The sequence below is a fragment of the Devosia honganensis genome (genome assembly GCF_042648785.1).
In the GTDB taxonomy this organism is placed as follows: Bacteria; Pseudomonadota; Alphaproteobacteria; order Rhizobiales; family Devosiaceae; genus Devosia; species Devosia honganensis.
This window is the reverse complement of the sequence record NZ_JBHRYD010000007.1, coordinates 99,009-111,268: the sequence shown is the minus strand read 5'-3', so window position 1 is coordinate 111,268 and position 12,260 is coordinate 99,009. Positions and strand designations below refer to the sequence as shown.

General features: G+C 67.7%; 11 protein-coding genes. 1 reads left to right on the top strand and 10 read right to left on the bottom strand.

Annotated features, from left to right (window positions below):
- Positions 1–183 precede the first annotated feature (183 nt).
- The 4 genes from ACFOOL_RS09450 to ACFOOL_RS09435 all read right to left on the bottom strand — a co-directional run bounded on the left by ACFOOL_RS09450 (position 184) and on the right by ACFOOL_RS09435 (position 3,329).
- Entirely contained in the window at positions 184–1,014 is an 831-nt protein-coding gene (locus tag ACFOOL_RS09450) for a sugar phosphate isomerase/epimerase family protein (protein WP_380096711.1), read from the bottom strand.
- 76 nt (positions 1,015–1,090) lie between these two features.
- Positions 1,091–2,149 carry a D-TA family PLP-dependent enzyme gene (locus tag ACFOOL_RS09445; protein WP_380096710.1) on the bottom strand — a complete coding sequence of 353 codons (1,059 nt, stop codon included), beginning with the start codon at positions 2,147–2,149 and terminating at the stop codon, positions 1,091–1,093.
- Positions 2,146–2,922: an SDR family oxidoreductase gene (locus ACFOOL_RS09440; RefSeq protein ID WP_380096709.1), complete on the bottom strand. Its 777-nt coding sequence runs from the start codon at positions 2,920–2,922 to the stop codon at positions 2,146–2,148. Before ACFOOL_RS09440 ends, ACFOOL_RS09445 begins: the two co-directional genes overlap by 4 nt.
- A gap of 23 nt (positions 2,923–2,945) precedes the next feature.
- The gene (locus tag ACFOOL_RS09435; protein WP_380096708.1) at positions 2,946–3,329 is read right to left on the bottom strand and encodes a RidA family protein; all 384 of its coding nucleotides are present in this window, start codon (positions 3,327–3,329) and stop codon (positions 2,946–2,948) included.
- 181 nt (positions 3,330–3,510) lie between these two features.
- Here ACFOOL_RS09435 and ACFOOL_RS09430 point away from each other — a divergent pair, with 181 nt between their 5' ends.
- Positions 3,511–4,998 carry a M81 family metallopeptidase gene (locus ACFOOL_RS09430; protein WP_380096707.1) on the top strand — a complete coding sequence of 496 codons (1,488 nt, stop codon included), beginning with the start codon at positions 3,511–3,513 and terminating at the stop codon, positions 4,996–4,998.
- Here ACFOOL_RS09430 and ACFOOL_RS09425 read toward each other — a convergent pair.
- The 6 genes from ACFOOL_RS09425 to ACFOOL_RS09400 all read right to left on the bottom strand — a co-directional run bounded on the left by ACFOOL_RS09425 (position 4,973) and on the right by ACFOOL_RS09400 (position 12,257).
- Positions 4,973–6,982 (bottom strand): beta-N-acetylhexosaminidase, encoded by a 2,010-nt coding sequence (locus tag ACFOOL_RS09425; RefSeq protein ID WP_380096706.1) that lies wholly within the window; start codon positions 6,980–6,982, stop codon positions 4,973–4,975. The two genes, ACFOOL_RS09430 and ACFOOL_RS09425, sit on opposite strands and share 26 nt — an antisense overlap.
- 145 nt (positions 6,983–7,127) lie before the next feature.
- On the bottom strand, positions 7,128–7,994 hold the full coding sequence (locus ACFOOL_RS09420) for a MurR/RpiR family transcriptional regulator (protein ID WP_380096705.1): 867 nt from the start codon (positions 7,992–7,994) through the stop codon (positions 7,128–7,130).
- A gap of 24 nt (positions 7,995–8,018) precedes the next feature.
- On the bottom strand, positions 8,019–9,098 hold the full coding sequence (locus tag ACFOOL_RS09415) for an ABC transporter ATP-binding protein (protein ID WP_380096704.1): 1,080 nt from the start codon (positions 9,096–9,098) through the stop codon (positions 8,019–8,021).
- A 75-nt stretch (positions 9,099–9,173) separates the two neighbouring features.
- Positions 9,174–10,397: an ABC transporter substrate-binding protein gene (locus ACFOOL_RS09410; RefSeq protein ID WP_380096703.1), complete on the bottom strand. Its 1,224-nt coding sequence runs from the start codon at positions 10,395–10,397 to the stop codon at positions 9,174–9,176.
- Positions 10,398–10,434: 37 nt separating this feature from the next.
- A complete protein-coding gene (locus tag ACFOOL_RS09405; RefSeq protein ID WP_380096928.1) occupies positions 10,435–11,277 on the bottom strand; it encodes a carbohydrate ABC transporter permease in 843 nt (280 codons plus the stop codon).
- A gap of 92 nt (positions 11,278–11,369) precedes the next feature.
- Positions 11,370–12,257 carry a carbohydrate ABC transporter permease gene (locus tag ACFOOL_RS09400; protein ID WP_380096702.1) on the bottom strand — a complete coding sequence of 296 codons (888 nt, stop codon included), beginning with the start codon at positions 12,255–12,257 and terminating at the stop codon, positions 11,370–11,372.
- Between the last annotated feature and the right edge of the window lie 3 nt (positions 12,258–12,260).

Genomic DNA, 12,260 nt, shown 5'->3' with positions numbered 1-12,260 from the left:
AACGTGAAAGCCCCTAACCCCTCCCCACAAGGGGGAGGGGAACGCAATAGCGGCCATTGCACCGTCAGGCTCATAGGCAAACCCTCCCCCAAGCCCGAGGGAGGCGAAGGCGCCGCTTCCGTCAAACGCTGAACGATCCAGGTTGTCCGGTTTATCCGGGCAATCCGGTCCCGGCAGTCCGCCTCATCCCAGCCGGCTGAGGATGAAATCGCGCTCCTCGGCGAGCCCGGCCCATTCCCCCGGCGCGTCCGCGTCGAAGATCAGCGTATAGGGCCCGGCATAGCCCGCCTGCTCGGCCGCCTCGAGGCAGAGCCCGTAATCGGCCTCGTCGAGCCGGCCGGAAGCGAAATCCGCCTTGGCGTGGCACAATTGCGCGCGCGGGAACACCGATTTCAGCGCCTCATACTTGTCCGGGCCCGTCCAGTTGCCGAAATCGGCAAGGAAGCCCACTTCTCCATCCAGCCGGTCGAGCAATTCATGCACCGCCTCGGGGGTGGAGAGCAGCTCGGACCAGTTTTCGGTCACCAGCCGCAGCGGCGAGCCGGCATTGACGGCCAGCAAATGCCGAAACCCCGCCACCGAGCGCGCCATGGTTTCCGGGGTGGGCTTGTGCTTGCCGGCGATGACGCGGGCATGTTCGGCCCCCAGCGCATTGGCCACGTCCACCCAGCCGGCGATCCAGCGCGTGTCGCGCTGGCCATGGACCGGGTCGGTCATGTCGCCGGCATCGATCAGCAGGGTTTGCAGGGCGACGCCGGAGACGCGGAGCTGGTCGCGCAGCTCTCCCAGATAGACCGGGTCGCGGCTGCGCAGGTGGAAGGAGACGATTTCGAGCCGGTGATAGCCGTGATTGGCGAGCACCGAGGGCAGGCCCAGCAGCGACTCGCTGCCCTCGCCATAGGTCTCCTCCATCTCCCCCACCGCATCGGTGGCGGGGTCGTGCGGATAGGTGGTGCCGAGCAGGCGGTGCAGCGACCAGGTGGATACGGCGATGCGGCGGTTCGGATCGGCCATTTATGTCTCCTCTTCCAGCAAAAGGAGATTTCCACGGCCCGGGCGGCCTGACAAGGCTTGCCCCGGCCGCCCCGCCTCAATCCACCCGGCCGCGCGCCGCCACCGCGACGCTTTCCACCAGTTTGCCGTCGCGCACCAGGTTCACCCGGTCGAACAGATTGCTCACCGGGCAGCAGTGATTGGGGACGATGCGGATGGCCTCGCCGATCTCCGGCTTTCGCGCGCAGGCCGAGAGATCGAGCGTGCCGTGCTCCTCGCTGAGCCCTACGATCCTGGCCTCGGGATAGTCCAGCACGTGGCCGTGCCCCTCCAGCCCCAGCAGGTCGCTGGTCAGCGCCTTGGAGCCGGCATCGATGATGGCGCGGGTCTCGGTGGGGCGCGACACCACCGTCGCCAGCACCGTCAGCGCGCAATCCGCATAGCTGGCGGCGCCGGCGGCGACCTGCGAGCGGTCCATGTAGATATAGGTGCCGGGCCGGTATTCGGTGGCGGCGCCGGCCTGGTCCATATGCCAGATATCGGGGGTGCCGCCGGTGGTGATGGCGGGCACGGCGACGCCCTCCTCCTCCAGCAGCGCCTTGGCGCGGGCCAGCCATGCGTCCGCCTCGCGATATTTTCCGGCGGCCGGATAGGTCATCAGCCCGGCAAAGACGAGCCCCGGCGCGGCGATCCGCCGGGCCAGCTCCAGCGCCGCTTCGGGCGACTGCACGCCGCAGCGCCCCATGCCGGTATCGCATTCGACGAAGACGCCGAGCGGGCGCGCCGTCCCGGCGAAAGTCCGGGACAGCCCGGCGACGCAGTCGGCGCTGTCGGCGACCACCCTTATGGTCACGCGGTCGTGCAGGGCTGCGAGCCGCCGCAGCTTGGCCGCGCCGATGATGTTGAAGGTAAGCAGCATGTCGGCGAGCCCGGCATCGGCCATCACCTCGGCCTCGCCCAGCTTCTGCACCGTGATCCCCACCGCGCCCAGCTCCACCTGCCGTTTGGCGAAGCGCGGCAATTTGTGGGTCTTGATATGGGGGCGCAAGGCGATGCCGGCCCGGTCGGCCGCCTGCTGCGCCTTTTGCAGATTGGCCTCGACGCGGTCGAGATCAATCAGCACACAAGGCGTGTCGAGTTCAAAAAAAGCGGTCATCTTGCCCTCAGCACCTCATTGACGAAACGCAGATTGCCGGCGGTGAGCCCGGCATCGACCGGCAGCACCGCCCCGGTAATGCCCGAGGCGGCGTCCGAGGCGAGGAACAGCACGGCATCGGCCACCTCCCGGGGGTTCACCAGCCGCCCCAGCGGATAATGGGGCAGCACCTTGTCGAGCAGGGTCGGGTCGGCTTCCAGCCGGTGGTCCCAGGCCGGGGTGCGCACCGAGCCGGGCGCCACCACATTGGCGCGCACGCCCCGGTCGCCGCGCTCGAGGGCGATGGCCCTGGCATAGGCGAGGAGCCCGGCCTTGGCCGCGGCATAGGCCGGATTGCCGTAATGGCCCAGCGCATTGACCGAGGAGACGAAGACCAGGCTGCCGGCCCCGCGCGCCGCCATGGCCGCGACCAGGGGATCGGCCAGCGCATAGGCGCCGTTGAGATTGACCGCCACCTCGCTGGCCCAGACCGCGTCATCGAGATGATCGAGATGTTCGGCGCGGGTGAAGCCGGCATTGGCGATGGCGGCATCGGGGGCGCCATGGGCGGCGATGTCCGCATCGATCGCCACCCGTGTCGCCGCGGCGTCCGCCTGGTCGAACAGCACCTGCCGGACGAGCGGCAGGCCCGCGAGCAGGCTCGCCTCCCGATCGGCGCCGACGACATGGGCGCCGGCCTGGTGGAAGCGCTCCACCAGCGCCCGGCCGATGCCGCCGCCGGCCCCCGAAACCAGCACCGTCCGGCCCTCGAGGCGCAGGAAGGATTGGCTCATCTGTCGTCCTCCCGCCGGCGGCTTCAGGGCCCCTTATAGGCCACGCATTCGATCTCCACCTTGCAGTCCACCATCATGTGGCTCTGCACGCAGGCGCGGGCGGGGGGATGCTCGCCGAAATAGCTCTTATAGACGGCGTTGAAGCTCCAGAAGTCGCGCGGGTCGTCGAGCCAGACGCCGCAGCGCACCACGTGCTCGAGCCCGTAGCCGGCCTCCTCCAGGATGGCGATGACGTTCCTGATCGTCAGATGCGTCTGCTCGACGATGCCATTGCCGACGATCTCGCCGTCCTTCATCGCCACCTGCCCCGAGACATAGAGCCAGCCGCCGGCCTCGACGGCCCGGGCGAAAGGCAGGTTCTGGCCGCCGGCCCCGGACTTTTCCGCACCATAACGCTTGATCGGCATGCAATCCTCCCGCTTCGTTGACATTGCGTTTCATGTTCGAGGCCAATGTATAGCCCCATTTCCCCCGGCCCGGCCAAGGGCATCGGGAAAGGAAATTTCACGGGTGAACCGGCTTCGGCCTTGGTGTAGCCTCGCCCCGGGCGTTTCCGCCCGTTTCCGCCGCCGTCCGGACCCGAGAGCCTTGCGCATCTTCACCGCCGCCCTTGCCACCGAAACCAACACGTTTTCACCCATAGCCATCGACAAGCGGGCCTTCGAGGCCTCGCTGCACGCCAAGCCCGGCCAGCATCCGGCAACGCCGACCCTGTGCACCGCGCCGATCACCGTGGGGCGCGAGGTGTGCGCCCGCGAGGGCTGGACGCTGATCGAGGGCACGGCGAGCTGGGCCGATCCGGCGGGCCTGGTCGCCCGCGCCACCTATGAGGAACTGCGCGACGAGATCGTCGGCCAGCTTCATGCCGCCATGCCGGTCGATGCGGTGGTGCTGGGCCTGCACGGCGCCATGGTGGCGCAGGGCTATGACGATCCCGAGGGGGACCTGCTCAGCCGCATCCGCGCCATCGTCGGCCCCGAAATCCTCGTCTGCGCCGAACTCGACCCCCATAGCCATCTCACCGCAAAACGCGCCGCGGCGGCGGATTTCTTCGTCTATTTCAAGGAATTCCCTCATACCGATTTCGTCGAGCGGGCAGGCGATCTGTGGGCCATCGCCGTGGACGCCCTCAAGGGCCGGGTAAAGCCGGTGATGAGCGTTTTCGACTGCCGGATGATCGATATCTTCCCCACCTCCCGCCAGCCCATGCGCGGCTTCGTCGACCGGCTGCTGGCGCTGGAAAAATCCGAGCTGGGGCTGCTCTCGCTCTCGGTGGTGCACGGCTTCATGGCCGGCGACGTGCCGGAAATGGGCACGAAAATGGTGGCGGTCACCGATGGCAGGCCGGAGCTGGGCGCCGCGCTGGCCGAAAGGCTGGGGCGCGAGCTCTTTGCCCTGCGCGGCACTTTCATGGTGCCGCAGGTGGACGAGAAGCAGGCGGTGGATATCGCCCTCGCCGCGCCCCGGGGTCCGGTGGTCATTGCCGATGTCTGGGACAATCCGGGCGGCGGCACGGCGGGCGACGCCACGGTGATCCTGGCCGAGTTGATGGCGCGCGGCGCCGGCGGCGTCGCCGTGGGCACCATCTGGGACCCCATCGCGGTGCAGATCTGCTTCGCCGCCGGGGAGGGCGCGCAGATCCCGCTGCGCTTCGGGGCCAAGTCCGCGCCCTTCACCGGCGATCCCATCGACCGGCGGGTGACCGTCAAGGCGCTGCGGCGCGGCGCCGAGATGGCTTTCGGCGACAGCGTCGTGCCCTTCGGCGATGCCGCATGGGTGCATTTCGAGGGTATCGACGTCATCCTCAATTCCACCCGCGCCCAGGGGTTCGATCCCAGCCTCTTTACGGCGCTGGGCATCGACCCGGCGCGGCGCAAGATCCTGCTCGTCAAATCGACCAATCACTTCTACGACTCGTTCTCCCGCATCGCCGCCCGGATCGTCTATTGCGCCGCCGGCAAGCCCTATCCCAACCGCCCGGCCGAAACCGACTACCGCAAGGCCCCGCGCGACATCTGGCCCATGCTGGACGATCCCTGGGGTCAGGCGCCTACTCCGCCCAGTGGCCGTACATGATGGGCATGAGGCCGGCCATGGACTGGAACCGCTCCCAGCTCTTGCGCTCGGGCAGGGTCCAGCCGGCTTCGGCGACGGCGGAAAGGCGCGGGAAGACCAGGCGGTCGAAGATGGCGCGGTCGGTCATGCTCTCGGACCAGATGCAGCTCTGCACCCCCAGCAGGTGCTTCAGCCCCTGTTCGGAAAACCCGGCGCGCGCCTCGAACTCATAGGTTTCCCGCGGTCCCGACCAGCCGGCCCAGCCGGCGCCCGGCTCCGCCCAGGCGGCGGAATTGGCCATGTCGAGGTAATAGCGCTGGCCGGGCGAGACGACGATGTCGAAGCCGCGTTCGGCGAGCGCCGCGTTGATCTCGACATTGCGCCAGCCGATGACATAGGCCTTGTCCCGGTCCACCGCGTCGCCATGGGCCGCCTCTTCCCAGCCGCCGGTGATCGCCCCCTTGCCGGCGATATAGTCATGCACGCGCCGGATGAAGGCGGCTTGCAGGATCGCGGTGGGCGAGCCCTCGATCTCGTCGGCGCCGTGATGATTGCCGAGCTGGTTGAACTGCGCCTCGTGCTTCTTGCGCATGGCCGGGCCGGCCAAGTCCTCCAGCATGTCGAGGGCGAGCGGCGAGCCGGACCAGGCGGCCAGCGGCACCTCGTCGGCCCCCAGGTGGAAGATGCCCGCCGGGAACAGTTCCAGCACCTCGTCGACCACTTTTTCGACGAAGTCATAGACCGGCTCGTGGGCCGGGTTGAGGCTGTTGTTGGGAAAGCCCTGCACCGACTGGTATTCCCCCCGCTCATCGGGGTCGCGCAGGTCCGGCAGCGCCTGCAGGGCGGCGTAGAAATGGCCCGGCATGTCGATTTCGGGAATGACGGCGATGCCCAACTCGTCGGCCAGCGCCACGATGTCGCGCACCGCCTGCTTGCTGTAATAGCCTCCGGTCGGCTGCGGGCCCGAGCCGAGCAGCGGCGGCAGCGCCTTGCCGTGGCCGCGCCAGGCGGCGATCTCGGTCAGGGCCGGAAAGGCGTCGATCTCCAGCCGCCAGGCCTCGTCCTCGGTCAGGTGCCAGTGGAAGCGGTTCATCTTGTTCCAGGCGAGGATGCGCAGCAGCCGGCTCACCTCGGCCCCGGTGTAGAATTGCCGCGCCACGTCGAGATGGCAGCCGCGAAAGCCGAAGCCCGGCGCGTCGCTGATGCGGCCGCCGGTGGGGAAGCTGAAGGTGGCGGGATATTGCCGCGCCCCGCGCAGCATCTGGCCCAGAGTGACGAGGCCGTAGAACAGGCCCTGGCGCGTGCCGGCGGCAACGGTGGCGCTGTTCTCGGCGAAATCCAGCTCATAGGCTTCGGGCGCCATGCCGGGCTTTTCCACCACATGCACCGCCATGCCCGCCTCGGCGGCGGGACGGACGATGGCCTCCACCGGGAACAATTCGGCGGTCAGCGCCGCAAAGGCCCGGGCGGCGCGGGCCGCGACCGGCCCCACGGGCTGCAGGTCGAGGCCGGCAGGGGCGGTGCGGCTGCCGCTGGCGGCCACGGTGCGCGGCCAGGGAATGATGGAATAGGGCGCGGGCGCCCGGGCCGGAACCGGGAAGCGGGCGGCGCCCTTGAGCAGGGGCGAATTGTGCCCCTTGCCCCTGGTCGGGGCGGTGGGAATGGCGACAGTGCCGCCGTCCTCGAGCACCAGATAGGCCGAATTGGCCCCGTCGCTCCAATGGCGCAGGCCATAGGACAGGCCGCGCGCCGTCGCCGTCCAGGTTTGGCCGGGCTCGAGCACGAAGCCCGCGGGCGGGGCGATCAGCGTATGGTTGGAGAGACGCCGGACCAGCGTGCCGTTTTCCAGCGTGGCCTGGGGATCGATGCGCGCCGGGCCGGAAAAGCCGAGCTGGAAATTGGCGATGGGCGCATCGCCCTCATTGGTCAGCTCGATGCCATAGCCCAGCGGCTCCGCATCGGTGGCGGGCGTCCAGGTGGTGACGAGGGAGAAGGAGAGGGTCATTGGCTTGGTCCGAAGCTAAGCTCTCCTCCCCCTTGAGGGGAGGGGATGGGGGTGGGGGTTCTGAGGGTGGAGCGGGGGGAGGATGTGGACCCCCCACCCTACCCCTCCCCTCAAGGGGGAGGGAACAGATCGAGGCTGCAGCACGTCAATCCCCCAGCGGCTGGGCGTCGTCGCCGTCGCGGTTGACGACGAGCTGATGCTTGATGCGGCGCATGCTGGCCACCGCCGCCGGCCCCAGGCGCGCCGCGATGGTCTGGGCCAGCACGTCGAGCGTGGCGAGGAAGGCGTAGCGGCCCGGCGTGGGGCGCAAGATGTCCTGGTTCTCGCGCCAGCTCACCGGCAGCAGGATATCGGCCTGCCCGGCCATGGCCGATCCCGAACGGGTGACTACGATACGGGTGAGCCCGTATTCGCCGGCCACCGACAGCGCCCGGACCAGCGGGAAATTATTGCCCGAGAGCGAAAAGGCCAGGACCGCCGCATTGGCGGGGGCGGAGGCGGCGCGCATCATCTGCATCTGGTGGTCGGTCGAGGAGGAGACCTTGAGCCCCAGCCGGAACAGCCGCACCTCGGCCTCCGCCGCCATCATGGAGGAGGAGCCGCCCGAGCCGAAGGAGAGCACGAAGCTGGACTTGACCAGCGATTCGGCCGCCCGCTCGATGGCGTCGAAATCCAGCCGGTCGAAGGCGTCGTAGATGGTGGACTGGATGCCGTTGACGACGCCCTGGGCGATCTCGCGCACGCTGGAGGGACCCGAGGAAGGGGCGAAATAGCGCTGGCCGACGAAGCGCGACTGGGCCAGCCGCACCTTGAAGTCGGCGTAGGAGGCGCAGCCCAGCCGGCGGCAGAAGCGGGTGACGGTGGGCGGGGACACCTCGGCCTGCGCCGCCAGGTCGACAATGCTCAGCTTGAGCACGCCTTCGACATCGGCGAGCACGATCTCGGTCAGCGCCCGCTCGGAGCGGGTGAAGGCATGCTTTTCGGTCTGCAGCAATCCCACGATATCGAGCATTGCCCCGCCTCCGCCTCGGATCGCCTAATAGACGGCCAGGCCCCTGGCGTCGAACAGATGCGCCGCCTCGACGTCGAAGCCGAGCCGGATGGGCCTGCCGTCCTCGAGTTCGGGATTGCCCTCGAACAGGCCGGTGAAGCTCTCCCCGCCCGGCAGGGTGGAATAGGTGATGGTGTGAATGCCCAATTGCTCGACGATATTGGGCGTGGTCTCGATGGCGAAGGCGCCGTCCCCGCCCAGCGTCAGGTGCTCCGGGCGGATGCCCAGCGTCACCTCCTGCCCGGCCACCGCGGTGCTGGTGCGCGGCAATTCGAGCGAGCCCAGGCTGCCCAGGTCGACCACGATCCTGCTGCCGTCGGCGATGCGCGCCCGGCCGTTGATGAAGTTCATCTTGGGCGAGCCGATGAAGCCGGCGACGAACAGGTTGTCGGGCTTGTGGTAGAGCTGGAGCGGGGAGCCGGTCTGGCTGATCTGGCCGGCATCGAGCACCACGATCTTGTCGGCCATGGTCATGGCCTCGATCTGGTCGTGGGTCACGTAGATCATGGTCGAGCCCAGGCGCTTGTGCAGCTCCATCAGCTCGATGCGCATTTCCGAGCGCAGGGCGGCGTCGAGATTGGAGAGGGGCTCGTCGAACAGGAAGATCTTGGGCTGGCGCACGATGGCGCGGCCGATGGCGACGCGCTGGCGCTGGCCGCCGGACAATTGGCCGGGGCGGTGCTGCAAGCGGCTTTCGAGCTGGAGCACCCTGGCGGCGGCGAGGACGCGCGCATCCACCTCGGCCTGGGGCAGTTTTTCGACGCGTAGCGGAAAGGCGATGTTCTCATAGACGGTCATGTGCGGATAGAGCGCGTAGGACTGGAACACCATGGCGATGCCGCGCTGCACCGGCGGCAGTTCGTTGACCACGCGGCCGCCGATCTCGATCTGGCCGGCGCTGACCTCCTCGAGCCCGGCGATCATGCGCAACAGGGTGGACTTGCCGCATCCGGAGGGGCCGACGAAAACCACGAACTCGCCCTCGGCCACTTCCAGGTCGATGCCCTTGATGACGCGGGCTTCGTTGAAGGATTTCTCGAGGCGCTTGAGGCTTAGCTGCGACATGGGTTCGCGTCTCCGGCGAATGACGATGCGGGGGTGCCGCCGCCCCCGAAGGGCGGCGGCAGGGTTGGAGGACCCTTACTTGTACTGCTCGAGCTCGGCGGCGGCGCGGGTCAGCGCATCGGCCGGCTCGGCAGCGCCCGTCACCACCGACTGGACCATCTCGATCATGACGTTCTGCAGGCCGACATAGTCGGTGAACAGCGGCTCGGGCCCGCCGAACTCGATGCCGTCGAGGAACGGCTTCCAATAGGGCTTTTCGGCCACCAGTTCCGAAGTTTGCGGCTCGAGCGGGCGCAGCGGGGTCAGGCCCTGGGCCATCTCGGCGTTCCACTGGCGCTCGCCATCGGTGAGGAACTTGGCGAGGCTGATCGCCTGCTCCTCCACGCCGCTGCCCTTGAACACGGCCAGCGCGTCGGTGATGAGCAGCGTGCCCGGGCCCTTGGCGTCCGGCCCGCGCGGCAGGTCGGCGACACCCCAGTTCATCCCGGCTTCCTCGGCCAGGATGGCGGCGCCCGGCGAGGCCTCGATCATGGCGACGCCGCCATCGAGCCAGATGGCGCGCACCTCGTTCTGCTCGTAGGCGGTCGGCCCCTCCTCGGAATAGGGCACGATGTCCCGCAGCGCGGTCAGCGCCGCCAGCACCTGGGGCGAGTCGATGACGATGTTGTCGTCGGCGTCGATGACCAGGCCGTCATTGGTGTACACCCAGTGCAGGAACTGGTGCATGGTGTTGTCGAAGGTCTTGGCCACGAGGCCATAGCCGGCCGCGTCGGTATTTTCCGAGATCTGCCTGGCGAAGGCGATCTTTTCCTCCCAGGTGGTGGGCGGGGTGTCCGGATCGAGACCGGCGGCCTCGAACAGGTCCTTGTTCCAGTAGAGCGCCTTGGTGGAGAAGGCCACCGGCACGCCCCACTGGGTGCCGTCGAAGGTCACCGTCTCGGGCACGTAATTGTAATAGGCGGCCTTTTCCTCGTCCGACATCGGCACGGGCACGATGAGGTCGTTCTGGGCGAACTGCTTGAGGGTGCGCGAGCCGACATAGGCCAGCGCCACCGGATTGCCGGCGGCGGCCAGCGTCGTCACCTTGTCCTGGCACTGCCCCCAGCCCACGACTTCGGGCGCCACCTTGAAGCCGGGATTGGCTGCTTCCCATTCGGCGAAATAGTCGGCATAGCCCTCGGTCAGCTCGTCCCCGCAATTGATGAAGGAGATTTCCTTCACGTCCTGCGCCATGGCCGCCGGCATCGCGCCGGCCAGGGCCAGCGCCGACACCGCCATCAAACCGATAGTCCTTTTCATTTCACAGTCTCCCTTGATGTGGCCCCTCGGGCCCTCCTTACTGCTTCACGGCGCCGGCGGTGAGGCCGGCGACGAGATAGCGCTGCAGGACCACGATGACGATCATGACCGGCAGGATTCCGACGAAGGACGCCGCCATCAGCTCGTTCCAGATCACCTCCTGCTTGCCGAAAAAGGCGAACAGCCCGATCGGCAGCGGCATGAATTCGGATTTGGAATTGAAGGTCAGCGCGAAGATGAACTGCTGGGCGTAGGCGCCGATGAAGGTCATGATGGCGACCACCACGATGCCCGGCATGGAAAGCGGCAGGATGACCCGGCGCAGCGTGTAGAGGCGCGAGGCGCCGTCCGCCCAGGCGGCCTCGTCCAGCTCGCGCGGAATGCGCAGCATATAGGTGCGCAGCAGCCAGATGGAGGAGGGAATGAGGAAGGCGGCGCCGGGCACGATCATCGCCCAATAGGTGTTGAGCAGGCCCATGGTGCGCATCAGCCGGAACAGCGGGATCAGCAGCACCGCGCCCGAGAACATGTTGACGGCCAGGAACCCGCCCAGCATCAGCCCGGCGCCGGCGAAGTTGAAGCGGGCGAAGGCATAGGCGGCGGGCACCACCACGGCGATGACGATCAGCGTCACCACGATGGAGATGAAGAAGGAGTTGAAGATGTAGAGCCCCAGCATGGGCACCGAGCTCCACATGGTGACATAGGCGTCGAAGGAGCCGTTCACGGGAATGAAGCTGTAGGGCGTCGAGAAGAGCTGGCTCAGCGGCTTGAGCGAGACCAGGAAGCCCTCGATGAACGGCGCCAGCACGAAAAACAGGAACAGCGCGATGCCGGCATAGATGGCCGCGACCTCGTACCATTTGTAGCGGTCGATCATGGCGCGGGCGGGCCGCGCCGGCCGGGCGAGGGCGGGGTTCCGGGCCGGGGCCTCATGGGCGCTGGCGGCTTCCTGGGCGCGGGCGATATCGGTCATTTGGCTTCTCCCTGGCCCAGCTTGCGCACGGCGCGGAAATAGACGAGGCAGAACAGCGTCACGAAGATGCAGATCACCACGGCGCGGGCGGCGCCCTCGCCGTATTTGCGGCTGCCCATGGCGGTCCGGTAGGTGTCGATGATCATGGTGGTGGTGGATCCGGACGGGCCGCCCTGGGTCAGGATCCAGATGATGTCGAAGGAATTGAAGGTGGCGATGAGCGAGAGCAGGCTCATGGTGATCACCGCCGGCACCATCAGCGGCAGGGTGATGCGGCGGAAGCGGTAGAAGCGCCCCGCCCCGTCGGTCCAGGCGGCCTCGTGCAGGTCGCGCGGGATCGACTGCATCGCCGCCAGGAAATAGATGGTCACCATGGGCACGCCGATCCACACATCGGTGACGATGGTGGCCCAGAAGGCGCTGTCGCCATAGGCGAGGAACGGGAAGGGCCGCGAGATCAGCCCGAAATTCTGCAGCAGCCCCGAAATCATGCCGAACTGGCCGTTATACATCCAGCCCCACATGAAGATGCCGATGGCCATGGGCACGATCCAGGGCGGCATGGTGAGCACGCGGAACAGGATCTGGCCGGGCACGGCGGCATTGAGCAGCACGGCGCCGAACATGCCGATGATCATTTTGAGGCTGACCGAAAAGAACGTCCAGATCAGCGTGCGCAGGATGATCTCGGTGAAATTGCCGGCGGTGAAGATACGCTGGTAATTGGCCCAGCCGACGAAATCGTAGTCGGGCCGGAGCGAGGCGTTGGTGAAGCTGAGGATGAGCGTGTCGACCAGCGGATAGGCGACGATGGCCAGGATATAGACCAGGGCCGGAGCCAATAGGGCGAGGGCGAAGAGAGTGGCGCTTCTGGTCCCGGTCATCGC

Bases quoted from the DNA above. Each gene is read 5' to 3' on its own strand.
- ACFOOL_RS09450 (WP_380096711.1), bottom strand. From the start codon at position 1,014: ATGGCCGATCCGAACCGCCGCATCGCCGTATCCACCTGGTCGCTGCAC.
- ACFOOL_RS09445 (WP_380096710.1), bottom strand. From the start codon at position 2,149: ATGACCGCTTTTTTTGAACTCGACACGCCTTGTGTGCTGATTGATCTC.
- ACFOOL_RS09440 (WP_380096709.1), bottom strand. From the start codon at position 2,922: ATGAGCCAATCCTTCCTGCGCCTCGAGGGCCGGACGGTGCTGGTTTCG.
- ACFOOL_RS09435 (WP_380096708.1), bottom strand. From the start codon at position 3,329: ATGCCGATCAAGCGTTATGGTGCGGAAAAGTCCGGGGCCGGCGGCCAG.
- ACFOOL_RS09425 (WP_380096706.1), bottom strand. From the start codon at position 6,982: ATGACCCTCTCCTTCTCCCTCGTCACCACCTGGACGCCCGCCACCGAT.
- ACFOOL_RS09420 (WP_380096705.1), bottom strand. From the start codon at position 7,994: ATGCTCGATATCGTGGGATTGCTGCAGACCGAAAAGCATGCCTTCACC.
- ACFOOL_RS09415 (WP_380096704.1), bottom strand. From the start codon at position 9,098: ATGTCGCAGCTAAGCCTCAAGCGCCTCGAGAAATCCTTCAACGAAGCC.
- ACFOOL_RS09410 (WP_380096703.1), bottom strand. From the start codon at position 10,397: ATGAAAAGGACTATCGGTTTGATGGCGGTGTCGGCGCTGGCCCTGGCC.
- ACFOOL_RS09405 (WP_380096928.1), bottom strand. From the start codon at position 11,277: ATGATCGACCGCTACAAATGGTACGAGGTCGCGGCCATCTATGCCGGC.
- ACFOOL_RS09400 (WP_380096702.1), bottom strand. From the start codon at position 12,257: ATGACCGGGACCAGAAGCGCCACTCTCTTCGCCCTCGCCCTATTGGCT.